The organism is Nitrobacter vulgaris, assembly GCF_031453995.1.
Taxonomy (GTDB): Bacteria; Pseudomonadota; Alphaproteobacteria; order Rhizobiales; family Xanthobacteraceae; genus Nitrobacter; species Nitrobacter vulgaris.
This window is the reverse complement of record NZ_JAVDPZ010000009.1, coordinates 85947-111792: the sequence shown is the minus strand read 5'-3', so window position 1 is coordinate 111792 and position 25846 is coordinate 85947. Positions and strand designations below refer to the sequence as shown.

Sequence of the window (25846 nt, the reverse complement as noted above, 5' to 3'; positions counted from 1 at the left end):
GGACGTGGTCCGAATTAATTAAGGATGCGCTACTTCGCGCTCAGCAGCTTAAACAGCGGCGCGAGGTAGCTGATTTCCTGGCCCGATGTTGGCGTGGTGCGGCTGATGAAGTCGAAGATCTTGCCGTCCTTCAGTCCGTAATTGGCAAGCCGGGTCACCTGGCGGTTCTTGTCGAAATAGATCGCGATCACGCGCTGATCGATGACGCTCTGTTGCATGAAGGCGACCTTCCGCTCGGCGCGCTGCGAGATGTAATAAAACACCTCGCCGTTCAGCGTCGCGACCGTGGATGGGGTTCCCATGACGATCAGCACCTGATCCTGGCTTGCACCGATTTGGATTTGCTCGAGCGCGCCGGGGGGGAGGATATAGCCCTTCTGAAAGGTCTCGCCGGTGCAGCCGGCCATGACCGCGCACACCAGCGTGGCAGCGAGCGTCGCGCGCAGACGAGGCCGTCGCGTCGCGGCGTATCCGGGTGCTTTCTTCGGGACTGACATTGTCATTCCGGGACGACCTCATCCTCTTGCATCGCGCGCGCGGTTGACGTACCCGGCAACGGTCCCTGATTGCAACAACGGACCCCCTGCGGGCAGTCTTTCGGTACCCACATGCGCTGGCCGTTCAATCGCTTCAAAAAACAGTTCCCCGCGCCGTCGCGGCGCACCATTGAAGCGATCTATGGCACGATCGTGGCGCAAGCGCGAGAGCCCTTGTTTTATCAGGCGTATGGAGTACCGGACTCCGTGAATGGCCGCTTCGATCTGGTTCTGCTGCATTTGTGGATGGTCCTTCGGCAACTGAGGTCGGGGCCTGACGAGGCTCTTCGGCAGGCCCTGTTCGATCATTTCTGCAGTGACATGGACGCCAACCTGCGCGAGATGGGCGTTGGCGATCTAAGCGTTCCGAAGCGCATGCAAGCCTTCGGAGAAGCCTTTTATGGTCGCTCGGCCGCCTACGATCGAGCCCTGGCCGAGGGCCCCGAGCTGCTGGCGCTGGCGCTCGACAAGAATATCTATAGTGGCGGAAACATCGAAAGCGCGCGACGGCTTGCCGCCTATACGGCGGACGCGATCGCCGCGCTCGCTTGTGGTGATTACGCGACGTCGACGGGAGACTTGCAATTTCCGGACCTCGCACAACGGAAATGAAAGAGCAGGCATGATCGCCAAGGACAGGTCGGATATGGCTCCAAATCCCTGGAGCTCGCGGATCGCGGTTGCGCAGATTCCGGAAACCGGCCTTCATCGTGATATCGAGGCCGATCAGAATGTGCGTATGGCATTGGCGAAGACTGCTGGCTTGCGCGACATCGAGTTTGCCCGGGCATCGTTCGATCTGACTCCGGGGCGCGACGACAGCGTACATGTGCAGGGCAGGGTATCGGCGCGTGTCGGACAGACCTGCGTGGTGTCGCTCGATCCGATTGAGAACGATATCGTCGAGGAGGTCGACCTCATCTTTGTGCCGGAAAGTCAGGTTCGCGAGTTCGCCGCGCCCGTCAATGATGACGACGGTATCAGGGAGATTCCGGATTCCCCCGAACCCATTATCAATGGTGTCATTGACCTCGGGCGCCTCGCGACCGACGTCTTGTTTCTGGGAATCGATCCGTATCCGCGGAAATCCGATGCCGTTTTCGTCGCGCCTGCGAGCGCGGCGGATCCTGAGGATCATCCCTTCGCTGCTCTGAAGAAGCTGAAAATCGATCCGAGCCCGCCCGGCAAGAAGAAACCGGCGCGCGATTAAGGACGGAATTCTGGATGTAATTTATGGAAAATCAAAGCAACAGCATTGAAAATAAGTAGTTTTATTTAATTCCTGATGTCTCGTTTTAACTTGCAAAACTACAGGAATCGGGGGGTTCGGATATTGTATCGAGGCGGGGACACGTTATTGTCGCGACCGCGCCGGATAAAGCACCGCGCACTGCCGTCCGTGTTTGGCCGCGCGTCTCAAGACTTCAAAAGATCAGGGTTTCCGGGACTTCCATGCCGAAAAAGGTTCGAATCGCGCTTGACGCCATGGGGGGCGACATCGGCGCATCGGTGGTCATTCCGGGCGCTGCGATTTTCCTGAACCGTCATGCCGACACCGAGTTTCTGCTTTACGGCGACAACGCTCTGATCGAAGCGCAACTCGCTGCGTACCCTGCGGTGAGGGCGATATCCCGGGTCATCCACACCGATGTCGCCGTCGGCATGCACGAAAAGCCGAGCCAGGCGCTGCGTCGCGGCCGCAAGACCTCCTCGATGTGGCTTGCGATCGATGCGGTGAAGAAAGGCGACGCCGACGTTGCGGTGTCCGCCGGCAATACTGGCGCGTTGATGGCGATGGCGCGATTCAATCTGCGGACGCTGCCCGGCATCGATCGCCCCGCGATCGCGGCGACATGGCCAACCATGCGCGGCGATTCCGTGGTGCTTGATCTCGGCGCCACGATCGGAGGCGATGCGCACCATCTGACGACGCTTGCGATCATGGGCAGCGCCATGGCGCGTGTTCTATTCGACCTGGAGCGGCCGACGGTCGGCCTCCTCAATATCGGCGTCGAGGAAATTAAGGGCGGGGAGGAGATTCGGGAAGCTGCGGAACTGCTGCGGGCAATGGAACTGCCGCAGCTCGAATTCATCGGCTTTGTTGAAGGCGACGGGATCGGCAAGGGGGCGGCGGACGTTATCGTGACGGAGGGTTTCAGCGGCAATATCGCGCTGAAGGCTGCCGAAGGAACGGCGCGGCAGATCAGCGAATTCCTGCGGGCGGCTCTGTCGCGAACATGGGCTTCAAAGCTCGGCTATCTTCTGGCCCGGGGCGCGTTCAAGGCGCTCAAGGAAAAGCTGGATCCGAACAGATCCAATGGCGGCGTGTTCCTCGGACTTAACGGAATCGTGGTCAAGAGTCATGGTGGAACCGACGCCGAGGGCTTTGCTTACGCGGTCGACGTTGGCTATGAGATGGTTCGTTACGATCTCCTGACCAAGATCAATCAAACGCTCAACCGCCACGGCCACACCCTTGCTTCGGCGTCGGCAGTGCAGGAGGCTATCTCTTGACTGCGATACGTTCGGTCGTGCTCGGCTGCGGCTCCTATCTGCCGCAAAGGGTGCTGACCAATGCTGAACTGGCCACCAAGGTTGATACCTCGGACGAGTGGATCGTCCAGCGGACCGGTATTCGAGAGCGCCACATTGCCGCGGAAGGGGAGTTCACGTCACATCTCGCCATCCATGCGGCGAATGCTGCGCTGGCTCATGCCGGCATCGATGCGCAGTCGATCGACCTGATCGTGCTGGCGACGTCGACGCCGGACCATACGTTTCCGGCGACGGCGGTCGCGGTTCAGAACGGGCTCGGCATTACTCACGGTGCCGCCTTCGATCTTCAGGCCGTCTGTTCCGGGTTCGTGTTTGCGTTGGCCACCGCCGACAATTTCCTTCGTTCTGGCGCGTTCAAGCGCGCGCTGGTGATCGGCGCGGAAACTTTCTCGCGAATTCTGGATTGGACCGATCGCGGGACCTGCGTTCTGTTCGGCGACGGGGCCGGCGCGGTCGTGCTGGAAGCTCAGGAGCAGCCGGGCAAGCCCTCGGATCGCGGTATTCTGACGACACATCTGCGCTCGGACGGCCGCCATCAATCAAAACTTTATGTCGATGGCGGACCATCCTCGACCCGGACCGTGGGCTATCTGCGGATGGAGGGCCGTGAGGTGTTCAAGCATGCCGTCGGCATGATTACAGACGTCATTGTCGATGCATTCAATGCGTCCGGCACGAGCGCGGACGATATCAACTGGTTCGTTCCACATCAGGCCAACAAGCGAATCATCGATGCGTCAGCTCATAAGCTGCATATCGCGCCGGAAAAAGTCGTCCTGACCGTCGATCGCCACGGCAACACCTCCGCTGCATCTATTCCGCTGGCATTGTCGGTCGCGGTCGCAGACGGACGCATCAAAAGCGGCGATCTGGTCTTGCTCGAGGCGATGGGCGGAGGCTTTACCTGGGGCTCGGCCCTCGTGCGATGGTAAGACTTGAATCAAAGCCGTCGCCCAAATGCTGTCATCTATCATGCGAAAGCATCATGTGATAGGTTGACCCTGGGCCGTTAAACTCTTAATTTCAGTTGCAAATTGTTCGCCGGGAGCTTGGGGCAGGCGATGACCGAAACCGGAAAAACAGTCACGCGCGTCGACCTCTGCGAAGCAGTCTACAAAAAAGTAGGACTGTCTCGCACCGAGTCGTCTGCGTTTGTCGAACTCGTTCTCAAGGAGATCACCGACTGCCTGGAGAAGGGCGAGACGGTGAAGTTGTCATCCTTTGGATCGTTCATGGTGCGCAAGAAAGGCCAGCGTATCGGCCGCAATCCCAAGACCGGCACCGAGGTGCCGATCTCTCCGCGTCGCGTGATGGTCTTCAAGCCGTCGGCTATTCTGAAGCAGCGGATCAACAGCAACGGCGCCGGCGCCAAAACTGACTAAACCGGCGTTCGGCGCACGATTGGCAGAGGAGCGAGCCTTTGAACAAGGCACCGGATGCTTTTCGGACGATTAGCGAGGTCGCCGACGATCTCGATATCCCCCAGCATGTCCTGCGGTTCTGGGAAACCCGGTTCTCGCAGATCAAGCCGATGAAGCGCAGTGGCGGCCGGCGCTACTATCGTCCGGACGATGTCGATCTGCTTCGCGGCATTCGCCATCTGTTGTACAGCGAGGGTTACACCATCCGCGGCGTGCAACGGATTCTGAAAGAGCACGGCATCAAATCAGTGCAGAGCCTGACCGAGGGGTCGTCTGCCGCGGCTTTCGGCGCAATCGAGGACGATATCCGCAACACTCTCGGCGCAGTCGATGAGGAGGACGAGTCCGGCTACGAGACCGAGGACTCAGACGACGACGAGGATGTCGACGACAGTTCGTCTCGCGCGCGAGAGTCGGGTGTGCATAAGCCGCTACGGCACGATCTCGACGACGTGCTCTGGTCCGGTCCCGACAGTGGTGCGATTCCGGGCGTGGGCGCCACCGCGATCGAGCTTGCGAAACTAAAGGATGTGTTGGCTGAACTTGTTGCCTGCAGGCAACTATTGGACGACGCACTCAGCGAGGGTGAGCCGTAGCTTTTGTTGACGCATTTTCTTTATAAGACCCCGTATCACTTCGCTTGAAAACGCTATAATGGAAACGTGGCCGTAACGGCACGGAGCGTAGCGCAGCCCGGTTAGCGCACTAGTCTGGGAGACTAGGGGTCGGAGGTTCAAATCCTCTCGCTCCGACCAACTAAGCGATTGAAATCCTGACATATTCTGCATTGCCTCCGATTGTCGTTAGATGATTTTCCCGTCCTGGGAAGCACCGGGGAAACACGAGGCGCATTTTCAGCGCCTCGCGCAGCACCATTTAGGCCGTTGCCCGCCCTGCTGCCAGCATTCGCTCCGCCTGGCCGTACGTGAGGATTGCGTCAATAACCACCATATTGCCGGGCATCGCATAGAATTGCCCAACGGCTTTCCGGCCCAGCGGCTTCAGCATGCGGGCGGCTTGGCCGGACGGCACGTGGGCCTGAATCATTGCCAAACCATCATCAAAGATCAGGGATATCGGTACGTTGCGCGCCTTAAGGCGGTCGACGATATCGGTGACGCGGTCGGTGGGCATTTGACCGGCGGAGACTTTCTTCAAAGCGTTCATAGATGTTTGCCTTTCGAGCAAAATTGCATCCGGGGGCGAAATGACCGCATCTAAGAGCAGCCCCGCACGCCTTTAGGCTCGCGCCTTGGACATGCGCGCGCGGCCCCCGGACTAGAAATTATGATCGCCGACTGACCGGTAACGACATTCGGCTTAGATTCAGTGGGCTTTCGACCCGCCGTGATGATGCGCCAAAAAATCAGAAGCGCAAGAGCCGCATTCCCGTGAATCTGCTGTTGTAAGCAGAAGTCAACACACACACCGCCTTGAACGCTAATCGTTATTGCTGCTGAAAATTATTTTGCACGCTGCAGGAAATGCGACAAAGTCAACACGAGCCGTGTGTCGCGGCCAGCGGAGGGCGGGAGGCCGCCGGGTGAGGGAGCACCCCCTGGTGGGGGGCCGGCCGTGTCGCCGCCAAACGTCGGAACGCCGCGGCGCTAATTTTTTGGTTTCAGAATCCCTCGGGCAGCACCAAAAGGGAGAGATTGACAGCAGCAACGGCGGGAGCGCGGTCGTGGCATGCATATGAAATACCGAAGGCGTGCAGTTTTGCATTTTTGTGGCGCCGGCGCTTAGCCAGACCATGGCTTCGTCGTGGGCGTCAGCCGTCGACACCGTACGCGTTCTTACGCTGTACGTATTCAGCTATGACGTGTTGGTCATTTTCAGCTTTTTGTTCGCGTTAATCTACGGGTGCTTTTGGATCGGCAGCCGAATGGACCTTCGGGATGACGAACGCAAGGCTGAACTCTGGCAGTCGCTCGATCAAAACTGGAAAAAGACAGATGAGCCGTGAGATTCAAGCCTGCTTAGTTGATTCTCGGACTCTCGCTGAACTGATTTACTGTGCGTGAACGCCGCGCTGCCAAAGTATAAGCGCTTCCAACTCTCCTCGTTCATGATAGTATAGCGATTGGGTGACACAGCTGCTCCGCCGGCAGCACTGCGCTAAACGCGCCATCGAAAGTGTCGCCGGTATGCCCTATCCTACAAAATACACCCGTCAGTACGACTTCCAGAGCTACCAGGTCAGCAATCCGACGCGACCGTTGCCTGGCAACCAGGTGAATGTCGATCTGAACGCGGTCGTGACGTCCGTGGGCGAAGTTGTTGAGTTCATGAAGCTGTTTACGCGCTCCGATGGCCGTTTGGCCAATGGTTCGGTTGGCGTCAACCAGTTGGACGCGACCTTCGATCTCGGTTTCAGCCTTCCGACGACGTGGGAAGCGGGTGTCGCGTACACGACGGACAGCACCGTCTTCTACGCCAACAAGTTTTACATCGCCAACGTCGACCACACTTCGACCGATGGCTTCGATGAGAGCAAGTGGGAGCTGATCGTCGATTTTGGCGAGCAGGCGACCGCGGCTGCGACGTCGGCTGCGGCGGCTTTGGCGTCGCAGAACGCCGCTGCGAGTTCCGCTACGGCTTCGGCGAGCTCTGCCACGAGCTCCGCCGACAGCGCGACTGCAGCGTCTGGCAGTGCTACGGCCGCGTCCAATTCCGCCACGGCGGCGTCAGGCAGCGCTACTACAGCGACCACGCAGGCGACAGCCGCATCGAACAGCGCAACAGCAGCTTCGACCAGCGCGACCAACGCCGCGGCCAGTGCGACGGCTGCCGATGCAAGCGCCGATGCGGCGGCAGCATCAGCCGCCAGCATCACGATTGCGTCGCAGGCAGAGGCCGAGGCCGGCATCGAAAACACCAAGTTGATGACGCCGTTGCGCACAGCAGAGGCGATTGCGGCGCTTTCCGAAGGGGGCACGCTCGACGTAATCCATATCAAGGACTACGGCGGGGTTGGAGACGGCTCGACGGATGACACGACTGCGCTTCTGGCGTGGCTGGCCGCGATCAACGCAAGTACGGCCTACAACGTTACTGCCGTTCTCGGTAGCGGCGACTATCAGCTCGCTTCCGGCACCGCGACGAGTGGCCTAATCATCACGCGAGATAACGTTACCATTGACGGTACGGGCGCGAGCATCACTGTCACGGGTACTGGCGTCATCCCCGCGGTGTTTCAGACCGACGGTCAAAGCAACATCACGTATCGAAACATTCGGTTCATGGGCAACCGCCAAGCCAACGCTTTCGCCAACGGTGCAGCAATATGGTTCGTGAATTACACCGTAGGTAGCTGTTCCGGGTTTCTCGTTGAGCAATGCTATTTCGAGAACTTCAAGGGCGATTATTGGGTTTTCAGTGAGAACTACGAAGCCCGTGCCATGTCGAACATTGTCATCCGCGACAACATCGCTGTCAGTAAGACAGGCAATGCTCGTGGGCCTGCGGTGATTACAATTTCGTCGTCTTTCTGCGGGGTGTTTGGATCTGGCGACTCCGGCTATCTGCTGACCGAAGTCTTGATTGAGAACAATGTGGTTTACGCCGATTACATCAAGAGCGGCGTCATCGTGCAAAATCAAGTGTATAACTTTACGATCAAGAACAACACGATCTGGAACGCGGGGCAGCAGGGTATCTCGAATGATTGCGGTGCTTACGCAATCCTTATTTACGCGAACGCGCCGTTTTTTAACGGTAAGTACGGACGAACTACAGGAAACAAGATTCACTCACCGCGTTCGATTGGTATCTACCAAGCGAACATCTGGCCTGGAAGCATCATTAACGACAACCTGATCGTTAGTCAGGGACCGGACACGCTAAACGGTACGCTACCGAAAGGCGGCATATGTTTGAATGGCTCTTATGAGACAACGGTCATAGGCAACACCATCGTCAACACGACGGTGGATGCGATTTGGTGTAACACGGCTCCGACTACGAACACCTGTTTGAACATCGCGAACAACACCATTCGCGGTGCTGATCGCGGCATCGTGTTTGAAAGTGCCACGTACAACGGCAGCAACATTGTTGTTCAGGACAACATAATCCAAGACGCCGGGACAAAAGGAATTATTTGCCGGAGTTATGCTGGCGCTACCACGAATGATATTACCGTTCGGAATAACCAAATATGGTTGGCGGCAGCATCGTCCGTTGGAATCGAGTTTGATAGTCCGACGAGTACGTATCAACTGTTCTATTGCAACGTCCAAGGCAATACGATCCGATCTGGTGCTGCATCGATCATTGGCATCAAATTCAACGGCTTTACAAATACGGGTAGCTTTATCACCCAGAATAGGTTTTGCAGGACGTTTTCTGCCACTGTTCAAACCACTGGTTCGACGGGCATCACCGCGTCCGACAACTTAAACCAGCTCTAAGGCATCACTAAATTGGAAGTTGCGCAACAATCCGTCGTGAATCACGTTGTGCTCTTGAAGAACAGCGCCTCCCGAAACCTCACCATCGGTCTCCAGTTTTCGCGGAGGTTAACCAATTCGCCGCCCGTCCCGCATCTGGCGAATTCTCGGTAGGGAACTGTTCAAAAAACTCCGCAACTCGGAATGGCCCGGGTTTGATCTCAAGCATGAGCGCAGAAGACGTCATAGCGACTACCGTGTGCCAGGCTCCCACAGTGATCTGCGAGATCGGGACCGATCCTGCGGTGAGCTCGATTCTCTCAGCGACATACCCGTCATCGGAGAATAGCAGCAGAGCGAGCGTCCCCCGCATCGGGACAATCATTTCCCACTGCTCAGGATGGCGATGTGGTTGCATATAGCTGCCTTGATCGAAAGCAACGAGCAACCGTTGCGTCGGATCAGCATGACTTTCGTGGAGGAGAAGGTGTGATCGCCTGCGCGGAGACATTTTCGCGTCGCTGAGAAGCTTGTCGCAAGTGCTGGTTCCGACTGACACGAATCCGTCGACGTTGGTTGTCCAATCGAAAAACTTCATCCAAGTCTTTCCAAATCATAATTGAGACGGCCGGATTGGCAGCTCGATCCGGTGCGCTAGCCTGCAGCATAGGTCGGGGCGCTGTCCAAATGCAGGCCGCCGCTCCGAGTGTCGGCCGGGACATCCGACCTGCTCGGCGAGCCTGCGCTCTTAGCCGAGCGTCCTTCGAGAAAACTGCCCCCGTCATCGGCTTCGGCAGGTGGCGGGGCTTTTTGCATTTCAGTGCAGCCCCGCGTCAGCGGTGCTGTGGTGAGCAGAACCCCGCGTAAGGCCCAGTGCTTCAATCATCTTCGATACAACAAACTTCGAGCCTGCTGGCGTAAAATGAACCTGGTCAGCCGCTATTATATTGGCGGCATCGTCAGACGTCCTCGTAAGACAACCGTCCGCGTTGCAAAGGCTATCGACGACAGAATAAAACTCCACGCCGAGGATCTGTGCAGTTTGTTTCAGTTCTCGATCCGATTGTTGAACAAATTCGGTAACCCGTTGAGGGATGATGGCCCCGCGGGCGCGGTAGTACTCGGCGTATAGACGGGGAAGCGAGGTTTTCCATATCGGTACGCGGCCGACGATTATCACGCGAAGGCCGCGGGCCTGCAGTGCCTTAACGGTCGGACCGACGTTCGACTCGTTGGCTACACGCCAAAGGGAATGAAGGAGAACAACGTCGGGGTGGGCGCTGATGATGCGATGGAGAATATCCAGATTGGCTTCGCGACATGTCTGGGGGTAATAGGGACTTTCAACGATGAGCGGTGCGCACCAATTTAGCGTGAACTGCGTAATTCCGGGTCGGGTCGTATCGTCCTGCTGTCGGAAGCCTGCTGAAAGCGCGCCAGCCGTGCTGTCGCCCCAGATCGCTATCGATGGGTTGCGTCCCGTTTCGACGCAGCTCGGTAAAAGCTTGGCGTGATCCTCCGGTGACACGTGGCATTCACCGTATCTCATCATGAAACGTCCTGCTGTCGTATTCGCCGCTTGCCTGATATCGGAAGGGATGCGCTCCGGAAATCCTGACCAGGTCACCGCAATAATGCCTACGGCGGCTACACTGACCATGGCTCCCACTAGCCCAGGAATTGCTGCGGGTATCCTTCGGCGCCGGATCGGATTTTCGACGAAGCGAAATGTCAACCAGGCGAGCGCGATGGCTACAGTTACGCACAGTCCTCGCTCTAAGTCCGTTAGCAACGTTATCTTTGAAAATCCTGCGTAGACGAGTACTGGCCAGTGCCAGAGATATAGCGGGTAAGAAATCAGACCAAAAAACACCGGCGCGCGAGAGCCTAAAATGAAGGTGTTCATCATCGCGCCTTTCGCAGCGATGATAAGCGCCGCCCCTAACACCGGCACGGCTGCAGCTATGCCCGGGAACGGTGTCTTCGCGGAGAAGCGCCAAGCGGCATAGGCGATGAGTGCAATGCCAACCATGCTGGCTAAGTCGTCTATAATGCGATGCGCAAAGACCGCTGCGATCTGACCTCGAAACAGGACGATCGCGGCACCCACTCCGAGCTCCCACGCCCGCGTGAATGGCAGATAGTATGCTGCAGCAGGGTGTGTTGTTGTCAGGTAAGCACTCAGAGCAACAGACGCTCCGATGAATATGATCAGGGCCGATCGAATGGAAACGCGCCATGCCGTCAAGCCGGCAAGTAGCAACGGCCATACGATATAGAATTGCTCTTCGACCCCAAGCGACCAGATGTGAAGCAGCGGCTTTGATCGCGCGGCCACATCGAAATAATCGACTTCGGAAAGTAGCAGCAGGTTCGACGAAAACAGGGCGCTGGCAATGGTGTTCTTGCCAAGGGATATCAGCTCGGCGGGAAGCAACCGGAACCAACCGACAGCAAAGACCATCGCTAGCACCAAGATCAGTGCAGGGAAGATCCGTCGAATGCGCCGTTCATAGAATCCCAACAGGCTGAACGTGCCGGCCTGAATTTCGGTCAGCAGCAAGTCGGTGATGAGGTATCCAGATATCACGAAGAAGATATCAACACCTACGAAGCCGCCTGGGCAGGACGGTCCGAACGCATGGTTCGCGACCACTAAAAGGACCGCTACGGCCCTCAGTCCGTCAATGTCGGGCCGGTATCTCATCTCACCCCACGGATCAACACTACAGTGAGCTATGCTTAACGCCTTGGCCGCTATCTGTCTCTCGCAGTGTTCGCTTCCCCAGCGGTTCCCCTTCTTGCCTTCCGGGTTTCCGATCGGCGGTAAAGTGTCGCCGTACACGGCCCGATAGAAGTTGATCCGGGCCATGAACACGAAAGGTCCGCCGTCTCCACGGCCTCGTGCAGCACCCTCGCGGCGCGCTGCCATGGCTCGGTGTTGCCGATCTTTGCCGGAAGACTGCTCGCATACTCGGCCGCTTGGCCAATGGTTCGGATCGTGCTCCCGTCCGCATCGGGATTGGATCTTGGAAGCGGTGGGGCCGTTCATATGAGAATTGCTGTGGAGTCCTTGCCGTCCTCTTTTTCGCCTGTAGCAACGATGCGGAGCGACCCGTCCGGCAAGGGTCGCTGTAGTGCCTTGGCCTCATCCCACGGTGCCCGCATCCAGATGTCATAGTCCTCGGCGGTGGCCAGGACCACCGGCATCGCCTTCGGATGCACGTTACAAACCTCTGCGTTCGGCTGACAGGTGAGGAAGCCGAAGACGTCCGCGGTGATCTCGCCTTCCTTTGTTTTCCGCACGCAGGTCCAGTTCGTCCAGATCCCGGCAAAGGCCAGCAGTGGCCGGCTCTCGTTGATCGCGAACCAGACAGGCACTTTCTTGCCATCAATCGTGTCGTATTCCGAAAATGATGTGAACGGCACAAGGCACCGGTTTTCGGGGCCCAGCCATCGCTGCCAATGCATGCTCGAGGTGTTGCGGATGTTCGTCACACCGCTGTCCGGCTCGAGCCGCAGCAGCTCCTTGAAGTCAACTGGTCGACCTTTGGCCTCGAGCTTGGCCGCACGCTTCTTCGTGGCCTCCATCAACGCGACTGGTGACGTGGGCATACCCCAGCGCGCCATGACGATCTCGCGCTCACCGGCCAAATTGCGAACGATCGGGGCAGGGTAGTCAGGGAAGATGCCTGGCAAAGATGGCAGATTACCGACCTGGCTTTTCATCGCCCCGAACAGCCGTCGGATCGCATCGACGTTCTTCGTCATAGAATAGAGGTTGCACATTCCTATCGCTCGCCCGGCCACCATACCGAAGGCGGATCGTTCGCCGAGATCGGTGTTCAAGGCAACCAGTTGCCCGCGCTTGTACCGATAGCCGCGGACCTGCGAACAGTCCTTGCACGCCATATGGCGTTCGAGCTCATGGATAGGAGTGGTTTTCGGCCGGCGCACTGTCGTCAGATCAACGGCGGAATGCAAATCGCAGCCGGCACATCGAATCTCGAGATAACGGAAGTCGGCATTCAGCGCGTCACCCAGCAGCGGTGAGGGCTGGGCAGGTCCCTTGAACCCCAGCATGCGCTCAGACCATGCGATGCAGGCCAGCTTATCCGCTTCCATGCGTGCCTCCCGTGCCCGGTGGGCGGACATGCGAACGGAGGTGCCGTAAAGGTGCTCGCGCGACTTCGTGGTCATGACCGAAAGTGGAGCGGGTCACGGTGGGAGTCCAGCCGCTACAGCTGGGGGTCGGCTTTCGATGGCCCCAATAGCTTGGCGGTCTTCCGGTGCGAGACTACATTTCCCGCATCGCATGTGGAGTATCGCGATGCCTCGCACCCCCAAAGATCTTGCTGATCGGATGGCAGCCCGGCGCCGACAGGCCAAAGCCGATGACGGCTAGGCGCGGGAGACCTTCACGCAGCCCCGAGAGCAGGCGCGTCAGACGGCGAGGGCGTTCCTGAATCGCTGGCCAGCAGCGGCTTACATGTCCGCGGTCGAATCCTGGCTGGAGCTTCCCGGCGGCGAGATCGAGTTTACGATGAAGCGGCTGCGGAGTGCGGATTGACCCCGGCCTTCCCTTAGCTCCCCTTAGCCTCGCGTCTCATTGCATCTTCTCGCGACGCCGAATATTCAGCTTCAGATGGTAGCTTATCAAAGTCCGGCTTGTAGCCGTTCTCTTCATACTTTGAGCGCGAGATAGGAATACTAGTTCCATCATAATCAACTTGCGCGAAGCCATCACTCCTACGGTACATTCCGGTCGCCATTTGATGCTCCTGCTTTGAAGGCAGAATTATTCTCGCCCGGCCGGACAACGTGTGCGCGAAGGGGGCGGTTCCCGGCGTGTCTGCGCGGCAATAGAAAACCCGCCGGCGAGGGGTGCGCAGGCTCCTCAGTACGAGCGCGAACGATTGACGCAATCCTGCCGCCCTGAGGATCCGCGCTTGTGACGATCGCCAAGGTGCGGCGCGTCGAGCTTGCCTTTTAGTGCGGGCAAGTGAAGCAGCACGACAATGGCGTAATGGCCAAGGTGATATTGGAAAGGCTTAACCTCGCCGAAAAGCGTTGGAACGAGCCCGACGGCGATCTGTTGGCTTACCGGGCATTTTTAGCGCACGAGGCCAACTCAATGACAGCAAAGCCTAGCCACGGCGGCAGCCGACAGCTTGATGATGGAAAACCGCGCGTAAGTGAAGACGATATTCAGCGAGAACAACTTGGTCCGCGCGGTGTCCCCGGAAAACCAGATCCGGCTAAAATGACACCACAGCGAGAGAAAAAAACGCCGAAAAACATCGACCCCGGCCACACGACGTAAACTCCGGTCGGGATGATCGCGTTCGAAAGCATGACCGAAGCCGCTTCATTTTGAGGCAAGCGGGCTTCATTGAATTGGGCTATTCAATATTGGACAAAGCTAACTGCAGCATTCAACCTGACAAAAATATCTGATCCAGATTCGATCACGACGTCGCTAAGAATCGGACTTGCGGTGGGTATGTCGCCCCGATTGTTGCGATCTCGATTGGATGCATCCGCCGGGGAAACTTTAGCGCCATCCTGATTATCATTTTAGCCCGCTAACCCCGCTCCGGCGGGGTTTCTATTTTTGAGGTGGCAGCTCACCATCTAACCAGTCTTGCTCCTCGGAAAGCACACGGGCAGCGTCTCAGTTTGGATTTTCAGCGTCGCTTGCGTTGCGATTTGCGGGGCTGCCCGGTCGTATACTCGAAAGCGATGGAATCGAGGACCATTACAAAGGTAAAGCCCGAAAAGAGACCTATCGGATAGAACCAGTACTCATGGGTTGGCCCATTAAGTCCCGCCAGGAAACTGAACATCGCGAGAACTGAACTGCCGGCGAGCGCAGAGACCGCGGCAGCTAGAATCCGGGGAGCTACTGGATTATCCAGATTGGTAGACCAAAACCAGCCCACAAGGGCACCAATCAGCGCCCCCAAGCACCACGACCCGGCTACGATAATCCAGTCCATCCTCGCCTCTCCAAGCCTTTGTGCCGGGTGCCTGTCACCTCGAGCTAGTCCGCTTCCGTTTCATTGATCCCTCTTGCGCCCACTTCACCGCGTTGCCGTCAACGGGAGTTACGCCCCGAAGATCGCTTCGGAGGGGTTTTCTGGCCCGCTCGGCAAAGCCTTCTCCACAATAAGCAGGATCATCTCTAAATCGCGCTTCATGACGGCGGTGTCCTCGCTCTCTAAGGCGACACGGGCCAGTGTTCGGATATCCGCCATGGCGTCCCTGGGATCGAGGGAAGGCTCTTTATCCCCCTGTCGGGAGGGGACTTCCTGCCCACGCGCCTTTATCAGTGTTCGGATGTGAGACAAGTCCTTACGCTTGTTCATCAAACCCTCCTTTTGTCGCGGCGACGTCTGGGGCGACGGCGTCGACCAACTCAGATGTAAATGGCGACGAAGACGACCGTCCCCAAATGCGGAAACGGCAGATGAACCACTAGCGACCGTATCGGAGTCGCCTGCATTCCCGCGGCTACTGCTTCTTGTTGAGGGTCCGCTGCGGCGGGGTTTTCTATTTATGGGGTGGTATTAGACCATCTAGCCAGTCTTCCTCCTCGGCAAGTGCGAGCCAGGCTTCCTGCATTCGCTCGTATTGGATCTTTGAAGGCAAATCCTTCGCTTCAGCGGCAAGTTTACCGCAATTGCGGGCGTTCTCTCTCTTCTGACCTGCTCAACATGCGTTGTTCCGGCGGGGCTTTCTATTCCGGGAGCTACAGCTCTTTCGACCTTGCTCATTGATCGATTCGGCCGTCTCGTCGGCCTGGCTTGGGCGCCTACGACCGACGTCACCTATTGACGTTTACGATCGCGCCGGTGCGCGCGTCAACATCGACTTCCATATAGCTTCCGGCAACGTCATAGCCCTCGACCTGCCACTCGTTGCCCCATTTGTTCGTGTTTGACACGGAAACCAGCCCGATTCCGTTGGCGATATCGACTGCCGCCTGAAGCGGCAGCGGTCCAGCCTGGGTATAGATCTCGGTCACCGGTTCCTGAACGTAGCCGACGTCGGCTGCCGACGCGGGAACAGTGAATCCGATCATGGCCAAAGCGGCGGCGGGAAACAGATTTTTTCGCATGATCATTCTCCAAAGCGCGTTCAGACATTGGACATTGTTGATACACCTCAGCAAAACGCAGGTGCCGGAAGACCGTTCCGCATTCATCGCTTCAACCGGGTCGAGGGGCGGGGGCGGTTTCGGATAGCTGATGAGATTGATCTGCGTTGCCGCGGCTCAGAAGCACAGAACCCTGCTCCGGCGGGGTTTTCTATTTCGGGCTGCCAATCGCTGAATATCCTGCTTCCGTCAGGATAAGCTTGTCGTTATCCACGGTGACCAAACCGAGCTCTGCAAGCGATCTCAAATCATCGCTCGAGGGCGCGATCAGCTTTATTCGGCCAGCTCTAATGTCTCGCAGCACCCACCGAAGCCTAATCGCGATATCAACGGGAAGATCGTGAAGAGATCTCGGCTCCGCCGGTTGGCCTTTGCATTCAGCATCACTCATCAAATCACCCTGCCGCGGTGGTTACCGCTTCGGCGCCCTGCATCCGGCGGCTTCGGCTTCTTGCTCAGAACAAAACCAGCGCCGGTCTGGCTTATCCATCTTCATCTTCGCGTACCACCGATCACCGGAGAGGTGATAGATACAATTGCCGTGGCTCACACCGGCCTTGATGGTGCAGGTTCGATCTGGAGCTTCCTGCGACGACACCGCTTCCAGCAACAATTCTTGAGCGTGAGCTGGTACAGACGCAGCTCCGAGAATGACAGTCTGTTTGCTGCGTGATCGCCAGTTCCAAGGGGCGATAAACGCGCCGGCCCATATTCCGGCCTTAGCGTCGTGGGCCTTCGCCTCATCACCGATATAGCGGTGGGAATACTTCACGAACGCGAGCGCCCATCCATATCGGACCATCCATTGATTGATGTTTTGGCCGGGGATTGAGCATGACGCGAGAAAACGATCGTAGCGATCCTTGCCAGACACATTGCAGGACCACGGCCGGTTCTTGGCGAAAGCCGTAAGAGCATCGCGCGCCGCGATGCCGCACGCCCATTTCTCACCCTTGGCATCCAGACACAATTGCTCCGTCTCCGGCGCGTCGAGGCCCAGAAGTCTGATCTTCTTTTCACCAATCTCAACGGTATCGCCGTCTACAATGCGCGGCTTGCCTAAGATAGTTTCAGCGTGAGTTGAGAGGCCGGCTAAACAGAGCAGTCCCGCCAAACTAGTGGCGGCGACCGAGTGTGAAAGGGTGAACATAGGTGCCGCTCGCTGGTAAACGAATGAAACTTTAGGGAACGGATTTTTTTCTCGGGTGTGGCAACAGCAGCCCTGCTGATTGGAATTGGATTTGGCGGTGGCATATTGCTTGGACGAGCCGCGCTCGAACCTGTTCAGCATGCGTCTCAACCCAAGTTGGCGGCGAAATCACTTCCCGCCGCAAGAGTTGTTCTGCCAGCGCCTACGGAAATGGCGCCGAGTCCCCCCGCGCCGGCATCGGCTCCCCTCGTACAGGCAGCAACTACAACCACTCTCGAGTCACAACCGACATCTCCACAGGATCATTCTCACATTGCTTCGGTAAATGCCATTGAAAGCGCAAGACAGGCAGAGCACCGGCGGGAAACTGAAAAGAAGGCCGAGGCTGCCGAACGACGTAAGAAGGCCGCTGAACGCGACCGCCATAAGCGATACGTAGAGAAGAAGCCGCAGCAAGAAGCAGCGCTCGAGCAGCAAGCACAAGAACAACGCCAACAGGCACATAAACCCGCGGGACCGTTTGGTTTGTTAGCTTTCGATGACGGCGCCGAACGGGTGAGGCCGACTAGAGCATCGGGCTGTCATTTGGAATCGGAGGCGATTCCCAAATCGGGCTGAAGATGATTCAAAGTATGCGGAGGTGATTTGCCATGCCGCATCCTTTGTCGAACGACCTTCGTGAACGTGTTGTGGCGCATGTCGAGGCGGGGCATTCCTGCCACCATGCGGCGGAGCGGTTCGGAACTTCGGTGTCTTTCGTCGTCAATTTGATGAGCCTCTGGCGGCAGACCGGCCGGGTTGATCCACGGCCTCGCGGCGGCTTCCGGCATGGCAAGCTCGCGCCCCACCGGGACTTTATTCTCGCTGCTGTGGCGGCCCGCGATGACATCACCATGCCTGAGCTGGCGAAAGAACTGTCGAAAGCCAGAGGCGTCAAAGCCGACCCGTCGACCCTTTCGAAGTTTCTGATCGCCTGCGGGCTCAGCTTCAAAAAAAACTCTTCGGGCCAGCGAACAAGACAGGCCTGAATTGGCCAGGGCTCGCGCCGCGTGGAGAGACGGCCGCCAGCCCATCATGCGCGATCAGCGCGAGCGGCTGGTCTTCATCGATGAAACAGGCACGACAACAAAGATGACGCGCCTGCGCGGACGCTCAACAAAAGGCACGCGGTTGAACAGCAAGGCTCCCTTCGGCCATTGGGGCACGCAGACCTTCGTGGCGGGCCTCAAGTGCGACGGCCTCATCGCCCCCTTGGGTCATCGATGCTCCAATGAACCGCGTGATCTTCGAGACCTATGTCGAAACCCAGCTTGCGCCCGCCCTCAAGCCAGACGAGGTCGTCATCCTCGACAACCTCTCCAGCCATAAAAGCGAGCGGGCCGAAAAAGCGATCCGGGCGCAAGGCGCATGGCTGCTGTTCCTGCCGCCCTATAGTCCCGATCTCAATCCCATCGAAATGGCCTTCGCAAAGCTCAAGGCCCATCTACGCGCCAGGGCTGTCAGAACCATCGACGAGCTTTGGAAGGCCATCGGCAACATCTGCGCCATCTTCACGCCCCAAGAGTGCTCAAACTACTTCAATGCCGCTGGATATGGATTCAAATGAACGCCCGATGCTCTAGCTTCTTCGACAATTGATTCCCTGCCGCAGTCAGCGGCGGTTCGGCGACTTGCGTAAGCCCTCCCACTTCGATGGCGACTCCCAATGGTGGAGCTTCACGCGTCCTCAAACTCATCCAGCTTCTTTCCCAAACTCTCGCAGCTGTGGTGGCCGTACACGCGCTCCACCGTCGCGGTCGTATCGCCGAGCAGCTTGGCGACGTCGTATATCGAGACGCCGGCCTGGAGCAGGTGAGTGGCCCGCGTGTGCCGCAGGATGTGCGGGAAGCCTTTGGCGGCGAGGCCCAGCCGCTTCAGATGCCGATTGAACGGCGTGTAGAAGTCCTTTTCCGGCAAAAGGCGTTCGTTCGGTCCGCGGCCGGCGGTAAGGCGGGTCAGCACCGGAAGCAGGGGACGTGTGATCGGAACGATGGCCTTGCGCTTCTTTGAGCGGCGCTGCTTCGCGGTAGCATTGTCCGGTTGAAGATGGATATGGCCCCCGTCGAAGTCCACTTGGCCCGCTGTCAGGTTCTCGATCGCGCCCCGGCGCGCGCCCGTGTAATAGGCGAGGGTGATGAAATCCTTCAACTCGCCTTTAGCGGTCTCGTGGGCCAATTTAAATTCGGCCTTGGTGAGATAGACAGTTCGAGATGGCGGCTCTGGCGGCGCCTCAATCAGAGGCATGTCGCTGTGACAGATCAACTCGTGTTTGAGGGCGTAGCGCGCCGCGGTGCGCAAGATTAGGAGCTCGCGGCGGATCGAACCATCGCGGCCAATGAACGTGGAGCGCCTGCCAAGGGCCGGCCGCACTTGACCGGCGCGGCGGGCGTCTATGTAAGCCGCGCAGGCTTGGAGCCGGATCCGGTTCAGCGGCGTGTCTTTGAAGAACATCTCGATATAGGGACGTGCGGAGCGCGGCCGCTTCACATCAATGCGTTCGCGGTCTATGTGCCTTGCGATGTAGAAGTCCAGAATTTTGGTGACGGTGACGTGCGTGACGTTCATGCCACGAGGCTTCTCCGCCGGCGTCGCCCGCCACTTAGCGAGATAACGCTCAAACATGTGGTACGCGTCGGCAAGGTCTTTGGTCTTTAGGCTACAGCGGCGCGTCTGACGGGCGCGCTTATCGTACCAGTGAACGTACCAGATTCCGTTCGATCGTTTGGCAATCCAGGGCAGTTCACGAAGCTGTCGTGCCATCGGTTGCTCCTGTGGTTGGAAGCATGAGGGCGCGTCAACTTGTGGCCGGCAGTCAATCTTGATTTGTGCTGTGTTTTTGTGTCGACAAAGTCAACAAAATTTCGATGCTTATTGAATGCGATCGTTCGGGGATGTCGTTTTTGTTGGTTTTAGCGGTGCTGTGGATAAATTTTCCGGGTGAGAGAAAATACGAAAGTCTTGTGTGGCGTGATTCGTAGTTAAGCCGCATTTGTTGCGGGGTACGAACCGCAGTTCGCCGCTGTCATTGCGGGGTACGGTTGTTCGCAATCGTCGAGGTCAGGCCTATTTTTGGCCATTGCTTCACGACCGCCGACTGTTGCAGGGTTCGTCTCTTATTGGCTTCCTGCCTTCGTGCACATAACTAGCAGATTTTTGAACTTGCTCTCCGCAGCCCACGCATCGAATCCTGCTTCAGGGGGTTTGCTCGTGACGACAGCAGCTTCAGCGGCGCAAGAACAAATGCTTGTCGCCGTACGACCCAGGCGCGCGATGCGTTCCATAGCACCTGGTGTTTCAATAACTGTGCCGACGCAGGCGTCGACAAGTCGGTGAACTGCAAGGCCTAGTCGCTCGTTAGCGGATGATGGAAAAATGGTGCAGGTGACGACTACCCCGACCACGGCCGATAAAAGCAAACGATCAAACATGAAAGTTACCTAAGTAAGAACGCACCCTACGTTGCCGCCGGTCTGCTGAGCTTGCAAGTCGTCCTCGACTGTCGACCCTCAGTCCAGGAAAGAGGGCCGCGGCGGTTCGGTTGGCGCTTTTACGGGCTGCTGTGGCCGCTGCAGGCGCGTCCGTGGCGCTACGGGCTTCCTCCTTGGTGCCTTCTTCGGGCGTCTCTTGCTCCACGGGGCTGGTTTGGCCCACCAGGGCATCTCTGCGATCGGGACAGGCGGCTTGTCGTTGTTCACCCATACGCCGGGCGCGCGGTGGCGCTCGCAACGCCGTGAGAGCTCCTTGCGGCGCCAGCCGGTTTTAGTGACCTTGGCCGCAAACGGTGCGCCGCAGGTCGCGCACAGAGCGTCGAACCGAACAAGGTCGATGCACATGCCCGATCGCGTGATGTACTCGGATGTGGCTTCGCGGCGCCGAAAGACTTGCCAGCCGATTTGAACCTTCTTCGGGAGTTCAGCCATGGGCGATACTCCTGTCGGAAATGCTATAAAAGCGACATGCGAGGCTAGTTCTTGCGGATTCGAACTGAAAATCGTCACCGCTGTCACTTAAGGCAGCCATAGAGAAAGAAGCAAATGAGAGGAGTGGATATAAAGAGAGAGGAAACGCTATTTTATTTCGCGCGTAAGTGACAGCGGTGACAGCCCAAACCATTATTCGTTCCCCCTGGCTGATCTGATAGTCTCGACCGTTGCGGCGATTTCGGCTTTGACCGCGGCACGTCGCCTAGCTTCAGACTCTTTGATCGTTCGGAATCGGCCGTCGTGCACGGCTGGATTTACTTTCCATTCACCTCGCGTTTCGTTGGTGAGCTTGACCCAATCCTGCATGGCGAGCGTCGACATAACGGCCTTGAGCTTGGCCCGCTTGTCGGAGCCGCGGAGCGACCGATAGGCACGACCGATTTCCCGCGCGGTGATGGTAGCCAGCTCACGCGTCAGGATGTAACCCGCGACCCATCGGACGTCGTCATCATCCTGCGCCTTGGTCATGACGGTGCCGTATACGTACTTCGCATGGGCGTAGAGGAATTCCTGAACGTATCTACGCGCACGAACGGCCGTATTGCGGGGTACCAGCGGTTCAGGCGATACGCCGAGGGCGGGATCGATCCCGGTGGCCCATTCAATCAGGTGGAAGGCCAGACAATAGCGCCCGAATTCGTTCGGCGTTTTACTTAGCCAAGTCTTCAAGGCCGGCGAGAGATCAAATCGATCGTATTCACTCGCCTTAAAATCTTCAATCGCATCTAGTTCCGCCGCCGCATCAGGCGCGAGCCGATAATCTGTCGTCTCCAGTTCAACGAGCGCGAGAGCGACGCGTGGCACGGAGCTGTCGAGATCCCGATTGTCGGGAATGTCCTCGCCTCTGCCAGTCTTGCGGATCATGACGGGGGCAAAGCGCTGAAGAAATCCATCGTCGGTGAGAGTGGGGGCAATTTTGCTCAATTTATCGTCTTGGATGGTGCCTAAGATTCCGATCGCCAACGCCGGGACCAGCGTCGTGCCACTGGATTTCCGGTCGATGGCAAACGAAGCGCCTTCTTTTGCGGACAAAAAGAAAGGACGGTCTTTGCTTCCGCGCGAGCGATACGCGTCCATACCGCCAATGATTCCTGCGAGCTCGTCGGAATGCAGCAATATGGGTGCAGCATCGGGACAGTTGGCCAGGACGCCGCCTAAAGCTTCCGTGGTTGCGTCGTTGACGACCTTTCTGCGAAGCCGCGGCTCCGTTGGGAGAGAGCGCATGAGGTCGTCGTCACTGAACGGTTCGGCCGACGGCGCCAACTCCTCCTGGCCCGGCGCCAGGGCAGGACTGGCCCCGGGATTCTTGGCATTCCGTTTACGTCGTCCGCCGTTGTCGGCCGGCTGGCTATGCCCAAAGCGCTCTTTTTCTTTCGCGAACTCCTCCCGCCAAAGCTTTTCCACGGCCTTCGGAAAGGCCATGGCCGCATTTACGGCGGGAGACTTCGCTGTGCCAGGATCTCCGATGATCGCGGTCCAAATGACGCTTTTAACGGACCAGGAGTCGCTGTGTTGGCGCAGGTGAAGGTTGTTGCCGGCCGGCACCAGCGCACTCATCGACGTTATTGTGGCGGCCGTCATGGCGCCATCGTCCACGCCGAGGCGCCGTGCGCGATCACGGCTGAAGCGTTCGACATAGTGAGGCACGATACCGTCGGGAATGTTATCGGGGGCTTTATCTTGTTCCCAAAGGTCCGCTGGCTGCTGCCACGCGCCCGGTAGCGGGGCCGTCGTATCGGCGCGGCGATCGGCGATCTTCACGGGCTCGAATTCTACTTCGGCGCAGTCGATACCTAAGGGGTCCTGTGCGTACTGGTAGGCGTTGTCGACACGGAACGCGACGTGCGCTTCCCCTTTAGCCTCGGCCGGCGGCCAATGTTCCATCATCAGGTCGAGGCATATGTCGCGACTGACGCCGTATCCGCGGACGCGACAAGCAACCCTGTAGGTGCCGTGCAACGGAGCTCCAGCAGAGAGGTATACGACCGCTTGGCTGATGTGCGTTTCTTGGTCCAACTCCACGAGCGAAATCGCGCGGTCGAGTTGTGTCCTTTTCCTCGGACGGCCGCATAATTCTACGTAGGGAGCCCGCAGCGCAGCAATCTCTCGGACATCCAGGAGCGTATATTCTTCGCCGTTGATCGTGCTTCCCGGGCCGACCACGTAGCCGTCCTGGCCCTTCACATCGAGACAAGGCCCAATTTTCGATTGGCTATTGCTGAGAGGATAGGGTGACAAAAAGTACCAATGCTCTCCGCCACTGGCCGTGCGGACCTTAAACGTCGGTGGAAGCGCGCCAAGCCTGGCTTCTAAATCTGCCAGTGCTTGGCGTCCCGGCTTCCCGTCCCTTACGTCTACGTCGATCACGACGAGAAAACCGCCGCGGAGTGGAAGGCCCGTCCTTATTCCAATGTTGTAGTTCAGATCATCGTTTGTCGTTCTGCGCGTCCACCTTGCGGCTACCTTTCCCGGATCGTTCGAAGCGAGTTCTTTCCAATCGCCGCGTAACGCCGGCTCCTTGCCGTTCGGCACGAGTGGGAAGACGTGCTGATCGCTTTCGGCGAGGGTGATAGCCCATTCTCTTTTTGTTGGGCTTTTCATTTCCATACCCCGCTAAACAGCGAGGACGACAAGCAACGGGTGATTTCAGCAAAGGAAGGACGTTGAACGCCATCGGCGTTTCTGGTATTATTACCCATGGTATGAAGACTTTCGATTGGCCTCGTTTCAGCGCTCCACACGCTGGCGGGGCCAATCGCTTGTTTGGCCCTTGGCTTAACGAGACTGTCGTTTGATTCGGCCTAGCTAAATTCCTGGGGTTCTGGCGACGTGTGGCCGAGGTGGTGCTCCGATTTGTAGCGCCCGAGGAGCGTCTTCCACGTGCGAGGCGAGGGCACGTCATGTGGCGCGGCAATTATGCCGCGCGCTCACTGGTCGAAGTGCAGCGGCGGCTGCGCGCCCATGCGTCCAGCATTTCGCAGTCGTACACGATGCGCGTCTGTGACACCCGAAGGAACGGGGGGCCGTCACCACGTACGCGCATACGCTCGAGCGTTGCCGGGGAAAGATGAAGCCGACGCGCGGCCTGTTTGGTGCAAAGGAAGGGTTCGGGCATCGTAGGTCCTTTGGTCGAGAGACATGACGAGGCAAACGACTCTCTCAAAATAACCTAGGGACTGATGCACACTGCGCGCTTGCCGACCTCTAGCATAGACAGTAATGGCCAAAAATCAATACGCAGGGAATGGCGCGCGGTGACGGCCGTCCTGCAGCTTCTGATCGTTGGTTAGCCGCTGCTTTGGCGGGGTACGAAATCGCTCGACCTCATCGGCACCACTTCGGCGGTATCATAAATATTTTCACCCATCGCCGCAGAGAGCTCCGCGCCTATTTTCTCAGTAGCCCTTCGCAGTGGGTCATTGTCGAGATGCGCATATCTTGCGGTCGTCGACGCCTGGGCATGTCCGAGTAATTTTCCGATGATTGGAAGGCCGAGCCCGCCGCCGACGCCGAAGCTTGCATAGGTGTGGCGTAGGTCGTGTAGACGGACGCCCTGCAGGCCGGCGCGTGTTGAAACCGCCGCCCACGGGCGCTTCAGATCAGATCTGGGTTTCTCGATATTATCGCCTGGTATGACGTACGGGCCGATACGCTCGAGGCCCGCGAGCACCGCCAAGGCCGGAGCGTTTAATACGACTGTCTTCTTACCCGTTTTGCTATCCGGCAGAAACAATACGCCGCGCTCGAAATCGACGTACTCCCACTTGAGGTGAAGAATCTCCCGCAGGCGGCACCCCGTCAGCACGAGGAGCCTCAATGCAGCCGCGGCCGATTTGCTAACTATCGTCACCCGCTTCAATTTGGGAACGTGTTTTGAATTGGGGCCATTGTCGACGTCCCACGGGATCCCGACCGTTTCAGCTTCCTGGAGCGCTGCGCCAAGTCTGCCGAGTTCATCCCCGTTTAGGAACCGTTCTCGGGAGGCCTCCTTGAATTTCTCGATTCCTCTGGCAGGATTGTAGCCCTCCGGCACTTCGCCAATCTGCCCGCCATATGCATAAATGCCACTGAGCAACGTTAGCGTGCGATTCGCATTCACGCGGTGTTTGCTCATGCCTGAGTGAAGCCGGGATACAGCAGCGCGGGACAGTTTGTCGGATTTCGTGGAGCCGAAGGCCGGCTTTATGATTGTTTCGACGAGCAGGCGGTAATAGCTGCAGGTGCTTGGTTTCAATTTCTTATCAGCATGGTGTCTGACAAATAGGTCCGCGAGTTCGCCGACTGTGGCGGTGCCCCGCTCGCGAGCTTTCTCGTTCGCCGGGTCAATACCATTGACCACTTTCCCCAGTATCTGCTTCGCCCGAATCCGGGCGGCCTCTGGCGCTAATTTTCCGACCGAGGCGATCGTATATCGTCGAAATGGCGCGGACCGCCCCGAGCCGGCGCGATAGACAACGATGAAAGACATGCTGCCGGTTGGCCGAACACGCACGCCGAATCCAGGAAGTTTGGCGTCCCAAACACTGTATTCCGTGGCGCGGGCTTCTAAGCCGTCGACCAGGCTCTTCGTTATCGTTTGGTTTCTCATGAGTGCCTCCGGAAGTCCCCGGG

24 protein-coding genes, 1 tRNA gene and 2 pseudogenes are annotated in these 25846 nt (G+C 58.0%); 12 read left to right on the top strand and 15 right to left on the bottom strand.

What is annotated here, in order from left to right:
• Nucleotides 1-29: 29 nt before the first annotated feature.
• Entirely contained in the window at nucleotides 30-503 is a 474-nt protein-coding gene (locus GGQ85_RS08015; protein WP_309774065.1) for an outer membrane protein assembly factor BamE, read from the bottom strand.
• 105 nt (nucleotides 504-608) lie between these two features.
• Here GGQ85_RS08015 and GGQ85_RS08010 point away from each other — a divergent pair, with 105 nt between their 5' ends.
• From GGQ85_RS08010 to GGQ85_RS07980, 7 genes are all read left to right on the top strand, one after another.
• Nucleotides 609-1148, top strand: coding sequence for a ubiquinol-cytochrome C chaperone family protein (locus GGQ85_RS08010; RefSeq protein WP_079446359.1), 540 nt, complete (start codon nucleotides 609-611; stop codon nucleotides 1146-1148).
• 10 nt (nucleotides 1149-1158) lie between these two features.
• On the top strand, nucleotides 1159-1746 hold the full coding sequence (locus tag GGQ85_RS08005) for a YceD family protein (protein ID WP_309774064.1): 588 nt from the start codon (nucleotides 1159-1161) through the stop codon (nucleotides 1744-1746).
• 242 nt (nucleotides 1747-1988) lie between these two features.
• Nucleotides 1989-3050 (top strand): phosphate acyltransferase PlsX, encoded by a 1062-nt coding sequence (gene plsX, locus GGQ85_RS08000; protein ID WP_309774063.1) that lies wholly within the window; start codon nucleotides 1989-1991, stop codon nucleotides 3048-3050.
• Nucleotides 3047-4024, top strand: coding sequence for a beta-ketoacyl-ACP synthase III (locus GGQ85_RS07995; RefSeq protein WP_079446362.1), 978 nt, complete (start codon nucleotides 3047-3049; stop codon nucleotides 4022-4024). The genes plsX and GGQ85_RS07995 overlap by 4 nt, the downstream gene beginning before the upstream one ends.
• Before the next feature lie 129 nt (nucleotides 4025-4153).
• On the top strand, nucleotides 4154-4474 hold the full coding sequence (locus GGQ85_RS07990) for an integration host factor subunit alpha (RefSeq protein ID WP_079446363.1): 321 nt from the start codon (nucleotides 4154-4156) through the stop codon (nucleotides 4472-4474).
• Between the two features lie 38 nt (nucleotides 4475-4512).
• Nucleotides 4513-5109 carry a MerR family transcriptional regulator gene (locus GGQ85_RS07985; RefSeq protein ID WP_309774062.1) on the top strand — a complete coding sequence of 199 codons (597 nt, stop codon included), beginning with the start codon at nucleotides 4513-4515 and terminating at the stop codon, nucleotides 5107-5109.
• A gap of 81 nt (nucleotides 5110-5190) precedes the next feature.
• Nucleotides 5191-5268 (top strand) — tRNA-Pro (locus tag GGQ85_RS07980).
• 121 nt (nucleotides 5269-5389) lie between these two features.
• Here the strand turns inward: GGQ85_RS07980 and GGQ85_RS07975 are convergent.
• A complete protein-coding gene (locus GGQ85_RS07975; protein WP_309774061.1) occupies nucleotides 5390-5680 on the bottom strand; it encodes a hypothetical protein in 291 nt (96 codons plus the stop codon).
• 544 nt (nucleotides 5681-6224) lie between these two features.
• Here GGQ85_RS07975 and GGQ85_RS07970 point away from each other — a divergent pair.
• Nucleotides 6225-6479 (top strand): hypothetical protein, encoded by a 255-nt coding sequence (locus GGQ85_RS07970; RefSeq protein WP_309774060.1) that lies wholly within the window; start codon nucleotides 6225-6227, stop codon nucleotides 6477-6479.
• 480 nt (nucleotides 6480-6959) lie between these two features.
• Here GGQ85_RS07970 and GGQ85_RS07965 read toward each other — a convergent pair whose 3' ends face one another.
• Nucleotides 6960-7382, bottom strand: coding sequence for a hypothetical protein (locus GGQ85_RS07965; protein ID WP_309774059.1), 423 nt, complete (start codon nucleotides 7380-7382; stop codon nucleotides 6960-6962).
• Between the two features lie 16 nt (nucleotides 7383-7398).
• Here GGQ85_RS07965 and GGQ85_RS07960 point away from each other — a divergent pair, with 16 nt between their 5' ends.
• Complete coding sequence (locus tag GGQ85_RS07960) at nucleotides 7399-8925, top strand: right-handed parallel beta-helix repeat-containing protein (RefSeq protein ID WP_309774058.1); 1527 nt, start codon at nucleotides 7399-7401, stop codon at nucleotides 8923-8925.
• 79 nt (nucleotides 8926-9004) lie between these two features.
• Here GGQ85_RS07960 and GGQ85_RS07955 read toward each other — a convergent pair whose 3' ends face one another.
• From GGQ85_RS07955 to GGQ85_RS07945, 3 genes are all read right to left on the bottom strand, one after another.
• On the bottom strand, nucleotides 9005-9502 hold the full coding sequence (locus GGQ85_RS07955) for a WbuC family cupin fold metalloprotein (RefSeq protein ID WP_309774057.1): 498 nt from the start codon (nucleotides 9500-9502) through the stop codon (nucleotides 9005-9007).
• Nucleotides 9503-9721: 219 nt separating this feature from the next.
• Nucleotides 9722-11776, bottom strand: coding sequence for an acyltransferase family protein (locus tag GGQ85_RS07950; protein ID WP_309774056.1), 2055 nt, complete (start codon nucleotides 11774-11776; stop codon nucleotides 9722-9724).
• A gap of 176 nt (nucleotides 11777-11952) precedes the next feature.
• Complete coding sequence (locus tag GGQ85_RS07945; RefSeq protein WP_309774086.1) at nucleotides 11953-12693, bottom strand: SOS response-associated peptidase; 741 nt, start codon at nucleotides 12691-12693, stop codon at nucleotides 11953-11955.
• A 541-nt stretch (nucleotides 12694-13234) separates the two neighbouring features.
• Here GGQ85_RS07945 and GGQ85_RS07940 point away from each other — a divergent pair.
• Both GGQ85_RS07940 and GGQ85_RS07935 read left to right on the top strand, forming a co-directional pair.
• Nucleotides 13235-13474 (top strand): annotated as a pseudogene (locus GGQ85_RS07940) (hypothetical protein).
• A gap of 564 nt (nucleotides 13475-14038) precedes the next feature.
• Nucleotides 14039-14227, top strand: a complete 189-nt coding sequence (locus GGQ85_RS07935) for a hypothetical protein (RefSeq protein WP_309774085.1) — start codon at nucleotides 14039-14041, stop codon at nucleotides 14225-14227.
• A 364-nt stretch (nucleotides 14228-14591) separates the two neighbouring features.
• Here the strand turns inward: GGQ85_RS07935 and GGQ85_RS07930 are convergent, their stop codons facing one another.
• The 4 genes from GGQ85_RS07930 to GGQ85_RS07915 form a co-directional block, all read right to left on the bottom strand.
• Complete coding sequence (locus GGQ85_RS07930; protein ID WP_309774055.1) at nucleotides 14592-14903, bottom strand: hypothetical protein; 312 nt, start codon at nucleotides 14901-14903, stop codon at nucleotides 14592-14594.
• Between the two features lie 108 nt (nucleotides 14904-15011).
• Complete coding sequence (locus GGQ85_RS07925) at nucleotides 15012-15272, bottom strand: hypothetical protein (protein WP_309774054.1); 261 nt, start codon at nucleotides 15270-15272, stop codon at nucleotides 15012-15014.
• 458 nt (nucleotides 15273-15730) lie between these two features.
• Nucleotides 15731-16024: a hypothetical protein gene (locus tag GGQ85_RS07920; RefSeq protein WP_309774053.1), complete on the bottom strand. Its 294-nt coding sequence runs from the start codon at nucleotides 16022-16024 to the stop codon at nucleotides 15731-15733.
• 451 nt (nucleotides 16025-16475) lie between these two features.
• The gene (locus tag GGQ85_RS07915) at nucleotides 16476-17213 is read right to left on the bottom strand and encodes a thermonuclease family protein (protein ID WP_309774052.1); all 738 of its coding nucleotides are present in this window, start codon (nucleotides 17211-17213) and stop codon (nucleotides 16476-16478) included.
• A 650-nt stretch (nucleotides 17214-17863) separates the two neighbouring features.
• Between GGQ85_RS07915 and GGQ85_RS07910 the strand changes: the two are divergent.
• Nucleotides 17864-18819 (top strand): annotated as a pseudogene (locus tag GGQ85_RS07910) (IS630 family transposase).
• A 110-nt stretch (nucleotides 18820-18929) separates the two neighbouring features.
• Here the strand turns inward: GGQ85_RS07910 and GGQ85_RS07905 are convergent.
• From GGQ85_RS07905 to GGQ85_RS07885, 5 genes are all read right to left on the bottom strand, one after another.
• On the bottom strand, nucleotides 18930-20012 hold the full coding sequence (locus GGQ85_RS07905) for a tyrosine-type recombinase/integrase (protein WP_309774051.1): 1083 nt from the start codon (nucleotides 20010-20012) through the stop codon (nucleotides 18930-18932).
• Nucleotides 20013-20365: 353 nt separating this feature from the next.
• Nucleotides 20366-20680 carry a hypothetical protein gene (locus GGQ85_RS07900; protein ID WP_309774050.1) on the bottom strand — a complete coding sequence of 105 codons (315 nt, stop codon included), beginning with the start codon at nucleotides 20678-20680 and terminating at the stop codon, nucleotides 20366-20368.
• Nucleotides 20681-21364: 684 nt separating this feature from the next.
• Nucleotides 21365-23836 (bottom strand): DUF3987 domain-containing protein, encoded by a 2472-nt coding sequence (locus GGQ85_RS07895; protein WP_309774049.1) that lies wholly within the window; start codon nucleotides 23834-23836, stop codon nucleotides 21365-21367.
• A gap of 313 nt (nucleotides 23837-24149) precedes the next feature.
• Entirely contained in the window at nucleotides 24150-24350 is a 201-nt protein-coding gene (locus GGQ85_RS07890; RefSeq protein ID WP_309774048.1) for a helix-turn-helix domain-containing protein, read from the bottom strand.
• A gap of 171 nt (nucleotides 24351-24521) precedes the next feature.
• Nucleotides 24522-25823: an integrase gene (locus GGQ85_RS07885; RefSeq protein ID WP_309774047.1), complete on the bottom strand. Its 1302-nt coding sequence runs from the start codon at nucleotides 25821-25823 to the stop codon at nucleotides 24522-24524.
• Nucleotides 25824-25846 lie beyond the last annotated feature (23 nt).